This is a genomic window from Psychrobacter sp. 2Y5 (genome assembly GCF_051847375.1).
Classification (GTDB): domain Bacteria; phylum Pseudomonadota; class Gammaproteobacteria; order Pseudomonadales; family Moraxellaceae; genus Psychrobacter.
In genome coordinates, this window is sequence record NZ_JBPYDA010000001.1 from 152,536 (window position 1) to 172,488 (window position 19,953).

16 protein-coding genes are annotated in these 19,953 nt (G+C 45.0%); 8 read left to right on the forward strand and 8 right to left on the reverse strand.

Translation table 11 applies throughout. The features are described from left to right. Nucleotides 1-43 precede the first annotated feature (43 nt). A complete protein-coding gene (gene fur, locus ACS8E3_RS00610) occupies nt 44-475 on the reverse strand; it encodes a ferric iron uptake transcriptional regulator (RefSeq protein ID WP_439240147.1) in 432 nt (143 codons plus the stop codon). A gap of 300 nt (nt 476-775) precedes the next feature. Here fur and ACS8E3_RS00615 point away from each other — a divergent pair, with 300 nt between their 5' ends. After that, nucleotides 776-1,222 (forward strand): outer membrane protein assembly factor BamE, encoded by a 447-nt coding sequence (locus ACS8E3_RS00615; RefSeq protein ID WP_439240657.1) that lies wholly within the window; start codon nt 776-778, stop codon nt 1,220-1,222. On the opposite strand, the gene ACS8E3_RS00620 is transcribed toward ACS8E3_RS00615, so the two are convergent. The 4 genes from ACS8E3_RS00620 to ACS8E3_RS00635 form a co-directional block, all read right to left on the reverse strand. Then, entirely contained in the window at nt 1,219-1,602 is a 384-nt protein-coding gene (locus ACS8E3_RS00620) for an RnfH family protein (protein ID WP_439240149.1), read from the reverse strand. The two genes, ACS8E3_RS00615 and ACS8E3_RS00620, sit on opposite strands and share 4 nt — an antisense overlap. Then, a complete protein-coding gene (locus tag ACS8E3_RS00625) occupies nt 1,602-2,765 on the reverse strand; it encodes a hypothetical protein (RefSeq protein ID WP_439240151.1) in 1,164 nt (387 codons plus the stop codon). Before ACS8E3_RS00625 ends, ACS8E3_RS00620 begins: the two co-directional genes overlap by 1 nt. Before the next feature lie 246 nt (nt 2,766-3,011). Next, the gene (locus tag ACS8E3_RS00630) at nt 3,012-3,680 is read right to left on the reverse strand and encodes a c-type cytochrome (RefSeq protein ID WP_439240153.1); all 669 of its coding nucleotides are present in this window, start codon (nt 3,678-3,680) and stop codon (nt 3,012-3,014) included. Between the two features lie 301 nt (nt 3,681-3,981). Further along, nucleotides 3,982-4,317 (reverse strand): c-type cytochrome, encoded by a 336-nt coding sequence (locus tag ACS8E3_RS00635; protein ID WP_439240155.1) that lies wholly within the window; start codon nt 4,315-4,317, stop codon nt 3,982-3,984. A 260-nt stretch (nt 4,318-4,577) separates the two neighbouring features. On the opposite strand from ACS8E3_RS00635, the gene yihA reads away from it, so the two are divergent. Continuing rightward, entirely contained in the window at nt 4,578-5,336 is a 759-nt protein-coding gene (gene yihA / locus ACS8E3_RS00640; RefSeq protein WP_439240157.1) for a ribosome biogenesis GTP-binding protein YihA/YsxC, read from the forward strand. 114 nt (nt 5,337-5,450) lie between these two features. Here the strand turns inward: yihA and ACS8E3_RS00645 are convergent, their stop codons facing one another. Continuing rightward, nucleotides 5,451-6,155, reverse strand: a complete 705-nt coding sequence (locus tag ACS8E3_RS00645; RefSeq protein WP_439240160.1) for an HAD-IA family hydrolase — start codon at nt 6,153-6,155, stop codon at nt 5,451-5,453. 57 nt (nt 6,156-6,212) lie between these two features. Continuing rightward, nucleotides 6,213-7,223 carry an RluA family pseudouridine synthase gene (locus tag ACS8E3_RS00650; RefSeq protein ID WP_439240162.1) on the reverse strand — a complete coding sequence of 337 codons (1,011 nt, stop codon included), beginning with the start codon at nt 7,221-7,223 and terminating at the stop codon, nt 6,213-6,215. 1,062 nt (nt 7,224-8,285) lie between these two features. Here ACS8E3_RS00650 and ACS8E3_RS00655 point away from each other — a divergent pair. Beyond that, on the forward strand, nt 8,286-12,200 hold the full coding sequence (locus ACS8E3_RS00655) for an Rne/Rng family ribonuclease (protein ID WP_439240164.1): 3,915 nt from the start codon (nt 8,286-8,288) through the stop codon (nt 12,198-12,200). Between the two features lie 127 nt (nt 12,201-12,327). Here the strand turns inward: ACS8E3_RS00655 and ACS8E3_RS00660 are convergent, their stop codons facing one another. Beyond that, complete coding sequence (locus tag ACS8E3_RS00660; RefSeq protein ID WP_439240166.1) at nt 12,328-13,260, reverse strand: DUF808 domain-containing protein; 933 nt, start codon at nt 13,258-13,260, stop codon at nt 12,328-12,330. A 415-nt stretch (nt 13,261-13,675) separates the two neighbouring features. Between ACS8E3_RS00660 and ACS8E3_RS00665 the strand changes: the two genes are divergently transcribed. The 5 genes from ACS8E3_RS00665 to ACS8E3_RS00685 all read left to right on the forward strand — a co-directional run bounded on the left by ACS8E3_RS00665 (nt 13,676) and on the right by ACS8E3_RS00685 (nt 19,776). Next, nucleotides 13,676-14,545 carry a DsbC family protein gene (locus ACS8E3_RS00665; RefSeq protein WP_439240169.1) on the forward strand — a complete coding sequence of 290 codons (870 nt, stop codon included), beginning with the start codon at nt 13,676-13,678 and terminating at the stop codon, nt 14,543-14,545. A 385-nt stretch (nt 14,546-14,930) separates the two neighbouring features. Further along, nucleotides 14,931-16,256, forward strand: coding sequence for a homoserine dehydrogenase (locus ACS8E3_RS00670; RefSeq protein WP_439240171.1), 1,326 nt, complete (start codon nt 14,931-14,933; stop codon nt 16,254-16,256). Between the two features lie 187 nt (nt 16,257-16,443). Continuing rightward, on the forward strand, nt 16,444-17,625 hold the full coding sequence (locus tag ACS8E3_RS00675; protein ID WP_439240173.1) for a thiolase family protein: 1,182 nt from the start codon (nt 16,444-16,446) through the stop codon (nt 17,623-17,625). A 427-nt stretch (nt 17,626-18,052) separates the two neighbouring features. After that, on the forward strand, nt 18,053-18,901 hold the full coding sequence (locus ACS8E3_RS00680; RefSeq protein ID WP_439240175.1) for a DUF2382 domain-containing protein: 849 nt from the start codon (nt 18,053-18,055) through the stop codon (nt 18,899-18,901). Nucleotides 18,902-19,068: 167 nt separating this feature from the next. Beyond that, entirely contained in the window at nt 19,069-19,776 is a 708-nt protein-coding gene (locus ACS8E3_RS00685) for a YsnF/AvaK domain-containing protein (protein WP_439240177.1), read from the forward strand. Nucleotides 19,777-19,953: the final 177 nt, after the last annotated feature.

The following is a 19,953-nucleotide window of genomic DNA, read 5'->3' on the forward strand; positions in this document are numbered from 1 at the left end:
GCTACTAAAAAGAGAAGCTGCTTTTTTTGTATAAAAGTATGACTTATCTAGCGTTGTCTTGGCATTCTTGATTATCACAAATGCCGTACAACACTAAGGAGTGACCTGATAGCTTGAAGCCATACTCTTTAGCCACTTTAAGCTGCTCTTCTTCGATGATCTCATTATGAAACTCAACGATTTTGCCACAGATGTCGCAAACCAGGTGATCGTGATGCTCCTCTTGAGTAATCTCAAACACCGATAAGTTGTTTTCAAAATTATGGCGCTCAACAATACCGGCTTGCTCAAATTGAGTCAGCACTCGGTACACGGTCGCTAGCCCAACGTCTTCCCCTTGCTCAATCAGCGCTTTATAGACCTCTTCTGCGCTCATATGGTGACGTTCTGCCTGCTCAAGCAGCTCTAATATTTTGACACGCGGTAAGGTTACTTTTAACCCCGCTTTACGTAATTCTTGATTGGTAATCGTCATAATATCCCTTCTGACTGTTAAGTCTTAACAAATAAGAATAAAGAAATCATTATTAAAGGTAATTAGCCTTATACTGACAAGTTTTAAAGCCGAAATAATGCGGTTATCAGTTGCTAGCATTATCTAGCAACCCTAACGCAAGTCTATGAATCTACACTATAAATCATTAAAAGCAACCTCAAGCACTGCGTAAATAATGTCGTAAGTGGTAGGCAATTGCAAGTAAATGACGTATCATTTGTTCAAGATTGCCGGCTAGAGTCGCCATAATGGCGATGCACCGTGCCCCACCCATTTTTTATGAGTCATCTTACCATGATAAAGTCATTAGTTCTCCGTACTCCAAATCTTTTATCTTCTGGCAAAGCTTCTTTACCAAAAACCTTTTTGCGTAAAGGACTACTGACATTAACCTTGGGCGCTAGCGTCGCCTTATCTGGTTGCTCGTTATTTAGCGTCTATACGATCGACTTGCCACAAGGAACTCCTATAACCCAAACGCAAGCGCAAAAACTGCAAGTGGGTATGAATCAGAACCAAGTGCTCTATATCTTGGGCAGTCCTGCTATTAGAGACACCCTCGCGCCCAATCGTTGGGATTATATTTATGACTATCAGGCCGGCACTGAAGGCAAGCGTAAAGGCATTGCTGATGTCAAAAATGCCAGTCAGCATCTAATCGTTTATTTTGACGAACAAGGTATCGTTACTCGTATCGAAGGTATTGATTCTTTACCCACCTCTTAATTAGAGGACTTCACGACGCTTTTGCTTTTACGCTGAGACATAGGATCAGCGTTTAAGCTGCGATAGACCTCGATGCGATCGCTGGCTTGCAACTGATAGTTTAAAGGCTGTTTTTGCGCGTAAACGCCGACGTGCCAGAGCTTGGCTTTTGGCACCTCTATATCCGCCATCTGCTCACACCACACTGCCAACTCCTCAAACTGCGAGAGCCACCCTGCTTGTGCTAGCGCCTCATATAGCGTCGTGCCTATGTTTACAGCTAGCGATTTATAATGCTGGCGCTGCGCGGTTTCGGCATACGCCAAATATACAGTGATCATAGAGGTCTGCATCGAGGCTCTCGTACTAGCCGTGACCTCCTCTACTTCTATCTTATCCATCAGCTTGACCACGACAGTAGCCAACCGAAAAAGGCCAATACCATCGCTAGCGGCACCACTAAACGTATCGCTATACGCCAAAGGTTGTATAGGGCTTCGCTACTAAAATTCAAAGCCTTACGTAAATGGCTAATCTTCATCTGCCAGCCGGCAAAGATAGATAAGAACAGTACCGCGATACTGCTTATTATGACTAGTAATCCCACTAGCCATATAGTCGGTACTGCTACGGCTAAGATCGCGACTAATATGAAAGCGAGCACTAAGCTGACTAGCAAGCCAAACTTATGCGCCAATTGCTGAGTACTATAATGTAGCAAATAGCTGGCGACAAACAATACCCCAAACCAATAAGACAACTGACCTATAGGTGGTAAAGTTAAGGCACTCGTTAATAAAGCGATGACCCCGACCACTAACTGCAATATCCAAATCGGTAACACTCGCTTCGTTGCCGGTAGCTTAGCTGATGTGCTACCAATAGAGAGGCTAGAAGCTGAAGTATTAGTGAATGAATTGCTTTGCTGATCGCTAGATACCGCGGTTATAGACTCTTTACTCACTAAGTGCTGTGCAAACCAATATAGCCCTGTACCTGCGCCGACGCTGACTAAAGCCAAAGCGACAGCTCGTGCCCACTCGCTTAGCGTAATATTAGTCATAGCAAAATCAATGCTCGGTAAGCCGTTAGCAAATCCTAACAATAACCCTAGGATAATAAGCCCTAAGCCAATAGGTAAAGTGGTTGCTGCAAGCAAGCTCAGTAATACTACAATGACGACTAAGCCGCCTGCTACTGCAAAATGGGGTAGATTAGGAGCACTATTTAGCTCCGTCAATGCTGCCAAAACGCCGCTACTTGCTCCTGATATGACGAGCGCGGCGATGACGATAGTCACTCCTGCTGCCAGCCAGCCAAAGCTACGCCACACTGGGCTAGCATCCGCTTCACGAGTCAGCTTTTGCATACCGGCTAATGGCGCCTCGACACTGCGGTAGGCTAAGGCAATCTCAGCATACACCACCGGTAACGATACCAATACCATCGCCAGTAACCACAGTAGCCAAAAATCAATCTGTCCTACTAAGTCCGGTGCAAACCAACGAAAAAGCAATAGCGGCAGTAATGCTGCTATAAAATAAGAAGCATAGCGGCTCATCATAATCTCAATCCAAACTAATCTAAGGTTAGGGCGGGTTAAACATTCATTAGACGGCACTGTCAGTACCACGGTAGAGTGTTCAATAGACCCTAGTAATAATACAAAAAATCCGCTTACCTTTAAACGGTATCATCTAAACAATAGTAAAGGTCATACAGCTATAAAAAAACCCCGAAAACGGGGTTTAATCATTTGACAATTATTATTTAAAGTAAGCGATCCACTCAGTCTATCTACTAAACAATCTTAATGAAGAGCGCTAATGTAGTCTGACAAAATGCGAATATCACGATCTGATAGTCTTGATGATACCATCTGCATCATGCCTTTTTCGCCTTCTTTATCCGCATCATTATAACGCTTTTGATCATCACCGGTCACATCGTCTTCACGACCAGCAGCACGGAACAGTTTGAGCTGATTGGAGATATACTCAGCGTGTTGCCCGCCTAGACGCGGAAAAGCGGCCCAAGTATTACCAGCGCCATCAGGACCATGACAACCGGCACAGCCAATAACGCCGCGCGACTTATCACCACCTAAGAATAGCTTCGTCGCTTCTTGGTTAGTAGCCGGATTAGCAAACCCTACGCCCCAAACTGGTTGTTCAGAATAGTAACCTGCTACGTTAGCCAGATCTTGCTGTGACAAGTTCGCCACTTGTGACTGCATAATACCATTGACTCGGTAACCTGATTTGAAGTTGACCAGTTGTTTATAGAGATATTTGACATTCTGACCACCTATGTTAGCTTGCGCAGGTACGACACTCACTCCATCGACACCGTGACAGGCAGCACACACTGTTTCAGCGATTTGTTTACCGGCATTAGCGTCATATTCAGGAACGATAATAGCAGCTTGGACGCTGTAACTTGCAACACATAAGCTGGCGGCAGCGATTAACTTTTTCATTGATACGAATCCTACTAACTCGGCGTAAGCATTGCTTGGAGTATTTGTAATATGAAGGAGCCAGATATCTGACACATACAGACATCTGACGCACAATTATCACTATGCTATTTATTAGCACAGTGACTTGCCTCTTTAGGTCTCAATTACAAGCCGCCCAGAAGTACTTACTAACATCAGGGTTTATTTGCGATTATTATAGCAAGACTTTGATGGATTTGCCTACTTAATCATCATACCTAAGGGTTTTTATCATGAGATTAGCCCCCTAAAAAGCCAACAACAAGGCATTAATTAACCCTTATTTACTCATGTAATCAATTAATTTACGATAGTCATCATCATTACACTCATCGCATAAGCCGCCCGCTGGCATCTGAATCATACCGTTTTTTACTGAGCTAACTAAGGCTGGCATCCCTTTTTGCTGTTTCAGCTTTGCCCAGGCCGCACTATCGCCTTTTTTTAAAGCACCTAGCGCACCGCTATCATGGCAGGCTGCACACGAGTTATCATAAGTAGTGGCAATATCAGCCACAGCAGGACTGCTCATCAGCATGCTACTTAGCATCACCGCAGCGACACTACCGCCCAAAGTACGACTGGTGTTTGCAACCGTTTTCAGTAATGAACGCATAAGACACCTCCTTTGGTGGATTGGTTGTTTTGCAACTGCACTTGCTAGTATTGTAACAATGTATGTCATATTAATATAGTTTCCTCCTGTTTAATTATGGTACAGGTATAGGAGGAAAAGCAGCAAGCCATCGTATAGCTCAACATTTAGTGCCATTAATTAATTCACGCGCTTTGAGCAATCTTAAGTGCCTATTTGCTTTAATGTTGGGCTGTTATTGATATAATGCCTTTATTAATTATTTCAATAATGAGTCCGTTATGAGCACCCCTTACAGCGACGTTGCTAGTGAGCACGCCGCATTCAATACCAAATCGCGTCAACGTATTCAGCAAACTGAGTTTATGACCTCAGCGCCTACTTTTCGCCTCTGCCCGCCTGATGCTGGGTTGGAGATTGCATTTGCAGGGCGCTCAAACGCTGGTAAATCATCCGCTATCAATGCTTTGACCAATCAGCGTCAGCTTGCCCGCTCTTCCAAGACTCCAGGGCGCACGCAGATGATTAACTTTTTCAAAATCGGCGACACCGATAGACGCTTGGTAGATTTGCCAGGTTATGGCTATGCGGCTGTACCGCTGGAGATGAAAAAAGAATGGCAAGTAGAGCTAGAAGAATATCTGGTCTCGCGTGAGAGCCTTGCGGGGCTCGTGCTATTGACAGATATCCGTCATCCTTTGAAGTTCTTTGATGAGCAAATGCTGCACTGGGCAAAAGAAGGCGAGCTGCCCGTACATATCTTGCTAACTAAAGCAGATAAACTTAAATACGGCGCTTCCAAAAATGCGCTGCTAAATATGCGTAAGCATCTTAAAAAGATCGGCCTAAATTGCAGCATTCAGCTGTTTTCAGCGCTCAGAAAAGAAGGGTTAGAGGAGCTAGCTGGAGTGATGGGGCATTGGTACGACTACAAGCTTGACGCAGACGGTATGTTACAGCAGCAAGCTAGCGAAACGGTTGTAACACATTCCGATGAGGTTGAAATGAACAGCTCTGTCAGTAATAATAATGAGCACTAAAATGAGTAACCGATGAACCTGCTTATTTAAATACTGTTCATTGAGCAAAAAAACAGGCTACCTTATTGAAGATGAGGTAGCCTGTTTTTTTAGGGTCCGTTTGCTATACTTTTGCTAACAAGACAGTAACTCGGCTAATGCTTCAGGAGTCTGCACCTGATAAGTGGGCTGCTGCGCGGCAAGCTCTGCATGAGTTGCAGTGCCGTAATTGACAGCGATGCTCGTCATTCCTAGACGATTTGCCATTTGGATATCATAGATACTATCGCCAATATAAACCGCACGACTGACCGGCTGTTTGCTAAAATTTAAAATATCATGAAGCATCTGCGGATCAGGTTTCGAGCCTGCTTCATCGGCGCAGCGGGTCATTATAAAATACTCACGACTAGCAGAGGCTGATATCACCCGATCAAGCCCGCGACGGTTTTTACCTGTCGCGACCGCAAGCTGTTTACCTTGAGACTTTAGATTCTTTAACATGGCTTCTATCGGCGCAAAAAACGGCGTACGCGGGCTATTAGCAATATAATAATCGGCATAACTTTGCTGAATAGACAACTGCTGCTCTGCGCTTGCCTGCGGGTAGAGTATCTCAATACCGCTTAGTAGACTTAGGCCTATGATATCTTTGATAGCTTTATCGTTAGTAATAAAACCGTGCGCCTCGCCTGCGATGTGCATGGTTTCGACGATCAGCCCGATTGAATCCATTAACGTCCCATCCCAATCAAAGATAATCAGCGCTTTATGGGCTAAATGATGCTCAGGGCGTAAGTCATTGATGGGAACACTACGCTCAATAGTGGCTTGGGTCATAAATTGGCCTTTATTTTAACTTGCTTCTCACAGCTATAATCAATCGGATAGCTAGGTTTATTCTGGCAGCTCAGTTTGCTCAGGGAGCCAGTCCGCCATATCTTCCGGTAATGGCGCGGTAATCATCTTATAGCCAGGAATATCCAAACGCCAGGCATGCAAGCAGAGGCGGTGGACGCCAGATTTATCATGCACATGGTATTTATCATCGCCTAAAATGGCGTGACCAATATGTGCTAAATGTACGCGTATCTGATGGGTACGTCCCGTTAGCGGCTTAGCTTCTATTAAGCTGACGGGCTGCTCATTAATAGTGAAGCGGCTATGGACGATAATATCGGTCTGGCTGTCTTTGGCTTGCTCATCTTGTGTCTCGACTTTGACGCGGCGCTCACCGTTAGCTACCGTATAGCGCAGTAGAGGCGCGTCAATACGCTGCTCGCTCATCACTGGCTGACCTTTGGCAATACACAGATAATGCTTTTGAATGGTTTTATCGACCAAATGCTGCTGCAAGGTCTTGAGTGTTGAGCGTTTTTTGGAGATCATTAGCAGCCCAGAGGTATCTTTGTCAATGCGGTGGATCAGCTCCAAGTATTTTTTGCCAGTGACCTCGCGCATGGCTTCGATTACGCCAAAGTCAAGGCCACTGCCGCCATGGACAGCGATGCCTGAGGGCTTATTTAATACCATTAGGCCCTCATCCTCATAGACCACGCGCTCAAGCAGACTTTCAGCAAACTCAGTACTGATAATAGGCTTATCACGAGTAGCGAGCTGTACCGGTGCAATACGCACCACATCCTCGCGCTGCAGCCGATCATGAGCTTTGCAGCGCTTATTATTGACGCGTACCTCATCGGAGCGAATCATCTTATAGATATGCGCTTTTGGCAGACCTTTTAGACGGTTCAGCAAAAAGTTATCTAAACGCTGATCGTGCTGATGGCGAGTGACTTCTAAGTAATTAACCTTACCAAAATTACCAATTTCGTCGTCAGCGCTTTGCGGACGGGTTTTGCTATTGAATATCACAGGGGCTTCATGGTTAGGTTTATCATCGGTCATTGTAGAATTCGTCATTTTTAGTTAGGTATTTACACAAAGATTTGTTATAGTTTAGCATGTTGAGCACGGGTGGCGGTAATGTTACGCGTCTCATCCGATTTTAAAGCAAGATATTTGCTAATAAACCAAATACCATTTACTTAATACGCGCATAACGACAGCTTAAATAATAACTTATGTTTAAATTAGGACCTACAATCCTTTGTTTATTCATCAGCTAAGGTCGCGCTATTGAGCAAGTAAGAGTAGTTTGAACTGATAATGAATAGCTGACTTACTAAATTAGTTTAAAAAAACTATTGGCGGTCAAACAGATTTAACTGGTAGCGACGATATCCTACCTATAGCTTAGTAGCTATGTTAGTCCCTATTCGCCTCAACGTATAAGCATTAGTATTAACGATAAATATTAGTATTAACGCCTAAGATGTGCCCAAAAAGGCGTTTAACTTTGTTGCGAAATAAGATGACTGAAACTTGAATATTTATTTTGTTTGCCAAGTACGCCCCGCTAGCCTGAAGTACCGTTATAAATTATCAAAAAACTATCCTTGTAATAAATGCTTTACTTATAAAATAATAGATAACCTCTTTTGCAGGTCTAGACTGACAACCAGTGACTTACGACCATTGTTGTCAACTGAACGCTTACAATCACTGTATCAAGGATATTGATTGATTGCTCAATACAAAAAAACTTATGGTTTGCTCACAATGGCAATTCTTATTAGGACAACCAAAGTCAGAACAATCAATTTTTAGAAGAATATTTAAACCACAGTTTTGTGAATGACGCTATAAAATAGAATCTATAGCTTTACACCCTCTAGATTTTATCAGCAGCTTGACAGTAAGCCTCTTAGTCCCGTAAAGAGAAGCGTATTTAAACGGCTCGTTTATCATAGCGACTGGCGGCGCAAACTTTGCAAAGCAAATATGCCTTTATACCCCCTCTATTATTTTGTAAACATTATTATAAGCGCTGAGCTGAAAATCAGCTCTACTTGCCCATCAGCCTGAAACCTAACTTGTCGTGCTTGTGCGTCCTCATAGGATATTAATATGAAGCGCATTTTGATCAACGCTACTCAAAACGAAGAGATTCGTGTTGCCCTGTGTAAAGGCAATCATCTATACGATTTCGATCTAGAAAACCGTACCCGCGAACAAAAAAAGTCCAACATCTATAAAGGTCATGTCACTCGTGTCGAGCCATCCTTAGAAGCGGTGTTTGTGGAATATGGTTCACAGCGCCAAGGGTTTTTGCCGATTCGCGAAATCTCCACCGAATATTTAAGCGGCAATCCACGTGATGAGAATATCAAAAAACTCATCAAAGAAGGCGATGAGCTTATCGTGCAAGTCGAGAAAGAAGAGCGCGGTAATAAAGGCGCGGCGCTCTCCACTTACGTGTCACTGGCTGGACGCTACTTAGTACTAATGCCCAATAACCCTCGCGGCGGTGGTATCTCTCGTCAAATATCTGGCAAGCTGCGTGAAGATATGAAGCGTATGCTTGGCAATCTTGATTTGCCCAAAGGCATGAGCGTCATCATCCGTACCGCAGGTATCGGTAAAACACAAGAAGACTTACAGCACGATCTCAACCACTTGCTCAACATCTGGCAAGCCATCCAAGAGCAAAATAAAAAATACCCCTCCCCGCGCCTCGTACATCAAGAAGCTGGCGTGGTCACCCGTGCGGTGCGCGATTATCTGCGTGATGATATCTCTGAGATTTGGATTGATAACGAAAACGCCTACGTTGAGGCGGCCGGTTTCATTGATGCGGTGATGCCAAAACAGGCGGAAAAACTGCGTAAATATACGGATTACGAGCCAATGTTCTCCCGCTTTAATATCGAAAAGCAGATCGAAACCGCTTATCAGCGTGAAGTGCGCCTGCCCTCAGGCGGTTCTATCGTCATCGATCAAACCGAAGCGCTGGTCTCCATCGATATCAACTCAGCCAAGTCGACCAAAGGCTCAGACGTCGCTGAAACCGCTTATCATACTAACTTAGAAGCCGCTGATGAGATTGCCCGTCAGCTACGCTTACGTGATATGGGCGGTCTTATCGTTATTGACTTTATCGATATGAATGACAATAAGCATCAAAAAGAAGTCGAAAAACGGCTGGTTGACGCCACCAAATACGACCGCGCGCGCGTACAGTTCGGCGATATCTCTAAGTTTGGCTTGATGGAGATGAGCCGTCAGCGTCTGCGTCCATCATTAGAAGAGTCAACCGGCTATATCTGCCCACGCTGCCATGGTAACGGTATGATTCGTGACTTACGCTCGCTGTCGCTATCGATTATGCGTCAGATTGAGCAGATCGCGCTAAAAGAGCGTCAAGGTGAAGTACAAGCAGAAGTACCGACTGATATCGCCGCCTTTTTATTAAATGAAAAGCGCGACAGCTTAGTCTATCTTGAGCAAGACAGCGGTACTCGCATTACTATCTTGCCGCACGCGCATTTAGAATCGCCAAACTTCAAATTGCACTTCAATCGCGATGGTTTTGCGCCCTCAAGCTATGAGCGTATCACCGATACCCAGCAGCAAGAGCATAACGATCTGGGCTACGATGTCGATTGGCAAACGGCCGAAAATGAGCGCCCAGAGCAGCAGCCGACGCGCCAACCTCGTCAAAACTCAAAGCCCAATAACCCTAATCAGAGCAGTCAAAATAAGGCTGAAAACGACAGCACAAACTCTCGTCAGGCGAATGGCTCGCAAAGTAGCGCCCGAAATAATAGTGAGAGCCGGACTCAAAGCCAGCAACACACGGCTGATCGTACGGTAACCCACAGCGATCATAGTAACGAGCATCGTAATCAAACCAACCGTAACGCCTCGAGCAATGCCAGCCAAACCGCAACTACTAGCTCTACCGCGCAGCCGCAAGCCGTCGCTTGGTTATCCAACTTGTTTGCGAAAGCCCCGCAAGCTAAAGTCGCTAATGTCAGTAGTCGCGATGCCGCAGAAGCGATAGAGGCTTTGGTCAATACTGGCGCGCAGAGCTTAGGCTCACTCGGTCAAACCGATAGCAGTGCTTTAAGCCAAAGCGCAGCTGCAAGCCCGCAAGACCAAGATCAAAGCGCTGATGATACAGGGTCTGAACGTCAACACAAAAATGATGATAAAGAGCGCAAAGGCGATGATAGACGTCGCCGTAAGACCCGTAAGCCCAAATCTTCACAGTCTTCGAAGTCGCAGCAAAGAAAAGAGCAGCGCGATGGCTCGAGTAGTAACCACAGTCAAGGCGATAACGACAGTGCTACTAACAATGCGGCTAACGGCAGTCGTCAAGATAGCAGAACTGACAATAAAAACAGCTCTGATAAGCGTCATAGTGATCGTAATACCGATAATGATCGTAATGGCAGTAATGAGCGTCAAAGCAATCAGCGCAATACCGACTCTAATGAGCAAACCCTTGCTAAGCGTAAGCCGCATAGCAAACGTAGCTCACGGGGTTCGCTTGAGCGCGGCGAGACGCTAGACGCTACAGCACAATCTAGCTCTGACGACCAAGTTAAGAGTGAAAACGTTAAGCAAAATAATGGCAAGCAAAACAGCCAGCCGCGTCGTAATAATGACACGCAAGCTGCGACTCACGCTCGCCGCAATCAAGATCCTAACGAAGTCACGTTACAGGTCAATGAAGCGCCCGTGCAGCTCAAGACGCCGGAAGTCGTGCATCTGTCACTAGATGATAGCAAAGCGCCCGCCTCCCGACCCTCGAAAACGGATAAGCAAGCGTCTGACAAGAAGACTGACGCGCAAAAAGCAAGTCAAACGACGGCTAAAGAAAGTGCGAATAACAGCGAAAAAAGCGCAAGTTTGGAAGCTAACAAAGACGCTGCTAGCGTAAAAGCTGAAAACGCGAAGCAGGCGGATAGCACTCAAAACGCCGATAAAACTGTCACTGGCGAGCATAAAGAAGCGACTGCTGCAGCTGACGTCGCTAGCGACAAGCAGACGGCTGAGCCAAGCCGCGCCTTTGTTCTTGACCATGATAGTTTATTTGCAGCGCGTTACGTCACTGCCAATAAGTTCGGTCAAGCCAGCAATGACCCGCGCGTAGTACGCAGTCAGCAACTAGCAAATGCTCAGCCACAAGCGGACAACTCAGCTGCTGTAGTCAGTCCTACGCCTAGCATTCGCGGCTCGGTTGGCGCTTTTATTCGGGCGACTCTAGCTTCGGCTGAGAAGCGCTTAGCTGATGAAGGCGTGATCCATTGCTTTATTGCTGCGATAGCTGAGCATTCACAGCAAAAGGCGGGGGCAGAAGATAGTACTGCTAAGCAAAACACTAGCTCTGCTACTGTCGATATCAGCACCTTTAGCTTTAGCAACTATGGCTATGACTCGCTAAGTGCCGAGTATCTTCAGCGCTTTTCGGCTATGACTACCGCCACAAGCCAAGTGGCAATAGAGCAAGGCAAAACCGCAGTAGCGCCGCGTCCTATCGCTCAGCGCGCGAGTAATGATCCCCGTGGTCAGCATCCTGACTATAAAGGAACGACTCAGCAAGCAACTTTGACTGTGCCTGAAGTCGCAGGCGACACTAGTGAGGTGGACGCTGATGACGTAGAAGCTACTGCGCTATCAAGAGAGGCGCAAGCTGAAAGCATTGCAGCCGAAAGTGAGCTACTGTTGCAGGAAGATCAGGCGCTTGCTAGCCAGGAAAGTCTGGAGACGAGCGTGGCTAATGAGCCTGCCACTGCTGACAGCGAAGCAGCAGCGACAGACAGTGCCGGGGCTGAAAAGTCAAAAACGACTATTGCCAGTTATAAAAACATGATCGAAAATGTGGCTGAGCAGTTATTACCACAAACGGGAATGTTTAATCTGACAACGCCAAAAGTGCCCAAAGCGCGAACGCGTAAGCCAAAGACTGAGCATAAGAAGCCCACGCAAGCAGAAAAGGCTGAAGCAGAGAATGTAGATAAAGAAGCAGATAGTTAATAGTTAATGACAGTCGCTTGTGCTATCGAAAATAGTAGCAGCGCCGATACTCAAAAGCCCCGATAGTTAACTATCGGGGCTTTTGCTTGTTAAGGCTTTTTATTTGCTTAGTGCTTTTAATGACAAATCAATGTGCGGCTGATTTTGCATCATCATCACCGCCGCGCATTTTGCCAACGATAGTAAAAACACCAACGATAATAGCGCCGATAATAAAGCCGATGACTCCGTTTAAGATAGCGGTAGTCACGCTTTCAAAAACGCCTGTCAAATGGGCGATATCCTCTACCCCATGATCCAAAAAGCCAATACCATGTACTAAAATACCACCACCCACTAAGAACATCGCTAAGGTACCCGCAATAGAGAGAAACTTCATCAGTTTAGGCGCGGCAGCAAATAATACTTTACCGACTTTTTGGGTGAAGTTACCTTCTTTCTCCATTAGATGTAAACCCAGATCGTCTATTTTTACGATACCCGCCACTAGACCATAAATACCTATCGTGATCGCGATGGCTAAAATAGATAATACTAAACTGCGCTGAAGGAGCGTAGCGCTAGCGGTGGAGCCTAAAGCAATCACAATAATCTCTGCAGATAAAATAAAGTCAGTACGAATAGCGCCTTTGATTTTGCGTTTCTCAAAAGCCACCAAATCAACGTTTTCATCCGCATTGGCTTGTAGACGAGCCGTGTGTTCTTCGTCATCAGATAATGCATGTGGCCAAAATCTATGGATGACTTTTTCAGCGCCTTCATAAACCAAGAACAGACCACCACACATTAGCAAAAAAGTAACTAACGGCGGATAGATAGCACTAATAATCAGCGCGGCTGGTACTAATATGAGCTTATTTATAAAAGAACCTTTGGCAACTGCCCAAACCACAGGTAGCTCACGATTGGCTTTGACTCCCGTGACCTGCTCAGCGTTCAGCGCTAGATCATCGCCTAACACTCCGGCTGTCTTTTTTGCGGCGACCTTGGTCATGACCGATACGTCATCCAATATCACACTGATATCATCAAGTAGCGTTAATAAACTGGCACCTGCCATGTATATTCCTTAAAAGTTATGAATTTATAATTGTGCTTTAACAAATAACGGTATATCGACACTTATGTCTGTCTGTGCCTATTTTCTATCTATGTCTTTTTATTAGATTAATCACAGAAAACCTAGCTAATGATGACATAACCAGAATGACATTACATAGTAAGAATGTATTTTATTTTTGATTTCCTTACAAAGGCTGTATAAAATTCGACACGGATACTGCTGACACGGATATTCATATTGATGCTGTCTGTTTCTTAGGTGAGGCTAAGTTAAAAATATCTAGCTTCGCGTCTATTTAATAAAATATGTTAAGATACAATGTTTTATTTAAATTTTATTCGGTTTTACTTGTGCTTTATCTGCATCCACTACCAAACCATAGATAAGCGCTAGCGCTTATAGGAAATGTTATATGTCTCTACTCCCCTTTCCAACAGCTGGCGCGGCTAGCCACAAATCTGCTAATAGTCCCAGACGCGATAGATTGACGCGAGCGATGATGAGTACTCTACTGGTAGTGATAGCAGCCGGATGTTCAAACAATGCTGCTGACGCGACCAGCTCTGAGGTTGTCAGTAATAAACAAGCCGTTGTAGCGGCCAGCACACCAGCGAAAGACAACGATGCGGCAGTAGTGAGCGCCTTGCAAGCTAACCTAAATGCCTCTGGTATTGAGGAGACTATTATCTCTGCTGTGCCAACTGATATGGATGGTATCTACTGGGTAAGCGCCGAAGGTCTGCCCTCCTTCTTCACGGATAAAGCCGGCAAGCATATCATTCAAGGTCAGATCATCGCTATCGGCGGCGAGACACCTGTCGATATCAGTGCAGATTTAGTCGCTAGAACCGCAAAAGAAGCGTTAGAGCGCGTCGATAAAAAAGACATGGTGATTTTCCCAGCAACGGGTGCAACCAAATCAGTGGTGTACGCCTTTACTGACGCAGACTGCGGCTACTGTCGTAAGTTGCACGAAGAGATTGCCGATATCAATGCTCGCGGTATTGAGGTTCGTTATTTAGCTTGGCCTCGTAGCCCAGAATCTATTCCCAAGATGGAAGCTATATGGTGTAGTCAAGATCGCAGGGCAGCTATGAATCAAGCAAAAATGGGCGCTGACGTACAAGCTCCTAGCTGCGCAAACCCCGTGCAAGAACAAATGGCTTTAGGGGCGAGTCTTGGCGTGCGCGGTACGCCAGCTATCTTTACCGAAACCGGGTATCAAGTGGGTGGTTATCTACCCGCCGCTCAGCTAGAGCAAGCGATAAATGCCACTAAGTAGCGGCTGCGAAAAATCAATCTTAGTAGCACTGTATTATATTTCATAGTGGATTGTTATAGTAACGAACGCTCAGTCGATATGTCATCAATAACACTGCAGTCAACAACATCGAAGTCAGCAACATTGCATAGACGCAACGACTGCTTGTCGGTATGATACGATAAAGCGTTAAATAAGATCAGCGTTAGAGTAAGGTGCACTGAACATTCCGCTGTGTCACTGACAAAGATTATTGGTAACTGCTCAATAGAACCTAGCAGTTAACTAAGCGTCTCCTTACTTAAGCCTTTATCTCACTTTTAAGGGCGTTTTTTGGTAGTTTAACTGAGTACACTGATAACCCTGACTTATCTTTTTTATACACTTATTAATTTTTGAGGATACTGTGAGTAAATCCATAAAGCTAGCGATACTTGGACTCGGTACTGTCGGTACTGGTGTGGTCCATTTGATAAATGACAATTTAGACGAACTTAAGCGCCGTAGCGGACGCGATATTACCATCACTGAAGTCGGTACCCGTCGTCAGCGTGAAGATATTGATGCCAGTATTACCCAAAATGCCGATCTAATGGCAGTAGCGGCAAGCGATAATGTCGATATTGTCATCGAAGTCATTGGCGGCACTACCCTTGCAAAAGACGTTATTCTGCAAGCCATTAACAACGGTAAGCATGTGGTCACCGCCAATAAAGCTTTACTTGCTGAGCACGGTAATGAGATTTTTGCGGCGGCAGAAGCCAATAACGTCCATGTCGCTTATGAAGCTGCGGTCGCTGGTGGTATTCCGATTATTAAAGTTATGCGTGAAGCCTTAGCCGCCAATAAAATTGATTGGCTAGCAGGTATCATCAATGGTACCGGCAACTTCATCATGACGGAGATGCGCGATAAGGGTCGTCCTTTCGCTGAAGTGCTAAGCGAGGCACAAGAGCTTGGCTACGCTGAAGCGGATCCGACTTTCGATGTTGAAGGGATTGATGCTGCGCACAAGCTTGCACTGCTTGCGTCTATTGCTTTTGGTATTCCGCTACAGTTTGATAAAGTGTATTGCGAAGGCATCACTGATATTACTTTACAAGACGTCAGCTACGCTGAGGAGTTGGGCTACCGTATCAAACACGTTGGCTTCGCGGTTCGCCGTGATGGAGACGGCGATGACGACAAGGCTGGTATTGAGCTGCGAGTTCATCCAACACTTATCCCGCAAGACGCCTTACTGGCGAATGTCAATGGGGTCAAAAACGCGGTATTGGTGAATTCGCATCCACTTGGTCAAACGCTGTATTACGGTGATGGGGCTGGGGCTGGAGCGACCGCTTCTGCGGTAATGGCTGATGTGATGGATCTGGTGCGCGTGATCGGCAGTGATGTTGCTGCCAAACATGTGCCGCACTTATCATTTCAGCCCGAGCAGCTATCTGACACGCCTATCTTACGCGCTGAGCAGATGACTAGCGGTTATTATCTGCGCGTACACGCTTTTGATAATCCAGGGGTGCTAGCAGATATCACTCGTATCTTGAGTGATGCCGGTATCAATATCGATGCGATTTTGCAAAAACCTGCGCACAAAGTTGGTCAAGTGCCGGTCATTATCTTGACCTTGCCAGTGGTAGAGAGTCAGATGAACCTCGCGATAGAAAAGATAGAGAAGCTCGAGGCTATCACCGGCAAAGTGGTACGCATTCGCTTGGATGAGTTGGCTTAACGGCTATAACCACTTGGTCTAAAAACCTTGTTTAATGTCTGAGCTGCTTTTTTATCACTCTATCAGTATAAAACTGAGCGTTTTAAAATAGTAAGCTTGCCCCTATAATAAAAGCAAGGTTATTGTAAAATCTTCATTAACAAAGAATACCAATAGCAAAAATGAATACTAAAAAGGACGAATAACTATGTCAAATGATGCAATCGTAATCGTCAATGGCGCGCGTACTCCCATGGGCGGCTTTCAGGGCGCTCTAAAAGATGTCAATGCGGCGGATTTAGGCGCTGCGGCTATCGAAGCCGCTATTGAGCGTGCTGGCGTCAGCGCTGATAGTGTCGATGAAGTGATTATGGGCTGTATTTTGACCGCAGGTTTGGGTCAAGGCCCTGCCCGCCAAGCCATGCGTAAAGCCGGTTTGCCAGATAGTACTGGCGCGGTCACTATCAACAAACTATGCGGCTCTGGCCTCAAAGCGGTGATGCAAGCTTATGACGGTATCAAAGCAGGTAGCTTCGACGTCGCCGTCGCGGGCGGCATGGAGTCGATGACTAATGCGCCTTATATCATGCCAGGTGCACGCGCAGGCTACCGTATGGGCCATAAAGAAGTCAAAGACCATATGTTCCTAGATGGTCTAGAAGATGCCGAAACCGGCAAGCTTATGGGCCAGTTCGCGCAAGAGATGGCGAATGAGAAAGGCTATAGCCGCGAACAAATGGACGAATTTGCTATTGAGTCTTTGAATCGTGCGCTAACCGCTATCAAAGATGGCCACTTCGACAACGAAATCACCCCAGTCACTTTTGAGACTCGCAAAGGCGAACAAACCGTCGATACTGACGAGGAGCCTGGTCTTGCAAACGCTGAGCGTATCCCAAATCTACGCCCCGCTTTTGCCAAAGACGGTACTATCACCGCAGCTAATGCCAGCTCAATCTCAGATGGCGGCGCGGCAGTGGTAGTGATGAAAGAGTCGCAAGCAAAATCAGAGGGCTTAGAGTTTCAAGCGCGTATTATCGCCACCGCCTCAAACTCTCGCCATCCTAGCGAGTTCACTATCGCTCCTATAGGTGCGATCGAAAAGGTCTTAGATAAAGCGGGCTGGTCAGTCGCCGATGTCGATCTTTGGGAGATTAATGAAGCTTTTGCCATGGTGACTATGGCTGCTATGGACGAGCTAAATATCGAGCATAGCAAAGTCAACATTGAAGGTGGTGCTTGTGCACTTGGTCATCCTGTTGGCTGCTCTGGAGCGCGTATTTTGATCACATTGATTAACTCGCTACAACGTACTGGCGGTAAAAAAGGCGTCGCGACCCTTTGTATCGGTGGCGGTGAAGCGGTAGCGGTTGCTATCGAACTACCATAGAGCGTGATACTCAGTTTTTTTAGTTAATAATTTGTTCATTATGACCGCATCAGCTAAAGCTATGCGGTTTTTATTTTAGTCAACATCCTCAAAACAATATGAAAAAACATTTACTGTAAACAACCGTTAACTTATACCTTCGCCATGTTATAGCGCTTACAGCCTATTACACGCTTTTACGTCTATTGCACATTTTGCTACCTCGCTTATATACCTCCTACCTCTTGCTCTTGTTATTCTAATAGTTAGTTGAGGTTAGGTAATTAATAATAACTAATTCACTTACTGAACTGGAATTTTATAGAATTAGCGGTTATGAAATCGATTATTAGGATTTTGGCTGCTATATTCTGAGCACTTAAAATTATATTTATCATTCAAGTTTTCATTTTCAATAAAAATTAACTCATATAAAAGGAAGATAATAATGAGCCAACTTATCCGTTTACAAGATATTCAAGCGACTCACCGTGACCTAATTGGTGATGACTATTATGACCCAACTGGCAAAACTGCCTATGGTGTTAACGAAGACAAAATCGGTAAAATCGATGGCGCTTTAGTAGAAGACACGACTGGTCGTATTCGCTACTTAATCGTCGATGCAGGCGGTTGGTTTAGCTCAAAAGAAGTATTGGTACCTGCAGGCTTAGCTCGTATTGTTGGTGATGACGTATTCTTTGATAGCTTGACCAAATCACAAGTAGAAGCGATGGAAGTCTATGACCATGACTACCAGTATAGCTATAAAGAGCAGTACGAGAAAGATCGTCAAGCTTTTGTAGCAGATACTGTTCCTACTGAAGAGCGCGTAGAAATTGCTGATACTCACTATGATGCACCGAACACTTTAGAGCTGTTAGAAGAACGTCTCACTGTAAATAAAGACCGTATTGTGGCAGGCTTAGTTAAAGTTGGTAAACATGTCGTAACCGAAGAGCGCAACGTCAATGTAGAGCTAGAAGAAGAACACGCAAATATCCAGCGCACCAATGTAGATCGTGTTTCTGATCGCAAAATTGGTGATGTAGGTGCTAGCGAAACTGTTGAAGTAGAGCTGGAAGCAGAACGTGCTCGTGTTGGTAAAGAGACTTATGTGACAGAAGAAGTTAGTGTTGGTAAAACTACTGAACGTCATACTGAGACTATCGTTGAAACCATTCAGCGCGAAGAGCTCGATGTCAATGATGAAGGTAATGTCGTTGACCGTGAAGGTAACTTATATGATCGTGATGATATCACTGCCGAAGACGTCCGCCGCGCTCGTGGTATGTAATAAGCTAAACTACTCATAGCAGTATTTTATGATAGTTAAAAGCAGCTGAGTTATCTCAGTAAATTAAGGCCAGAGCTAGTCTCTGGTCTTTTTTTATGTTCTAAGTTAATTTACAACTATAATATTTTATATTCGCCATACGACTGAAAATGACAAGGAAGATGATTATGAATAATGACTCCAATAAACCATTTAATCCCAATGCCACTAATTCTGATCTTAGTAATACTAATATTAACAACACTGATCTCGATAATACCACAGATAAGAAAATAGAAGACCATGCCAGTGAGCATAAACTCCCTGCTCCCAGTGATGTTACCAATCGTGATGTTACTAATCAAGGTATCCACGCTGATAATGAAGCCAATCATTTGGCAGGAGCGACTATCAATAAGGGTAGCGGCTATCTTGAGCTATTAGAAGAGCGCCCAGTAGTCAATAAAGAGCGGTTGGATGTCGGTAAAGTCACTGTCACTAAGCATGCGCGCACTAGAACGATTGAAGTACCCATTGAGCTAGTTGAAGAATACATCACAGTAACAACCGCTTATGAGGACAGTGAAAGCCAAGATATGCTGTCAGGTAATTTTGATGAGCAGGATATATTGCGCCATGTTGAGCCAAGTTTGGACAGCAAGGCGGTGGTTACTATCAATGGCAAACAAGTGGAAATCGGTGATGCGCCGGTGGAGATTGTGCTATCTAGACAAGTGGCGACGATTACCAAAGATACTTACGCCATTCAAGAGATCGATATTAGCAAAACCACTCATACCCATACCGACACGATTGAAGTTGAACTCAAGCACGAAGAGCTCGATGTCAATGAAGAAGGGTTCTTAGCGCATGAAAATACGCGAAAGCCTAAATAAGTACTAAACTTAGCTAGAACCATTGTAGTTATCAGTAGTGCTCATTCGTGAATATTCAACACGCCCCAGCAAAACTCAACCACTAAAAAAGTAAGCCATAAAAAAGCAACGCTAATTTAAATTAGCGTTGCTTTTTTTAGTTTCTACAATTTAGCTAAATCCAAGACTTTGTTAAGT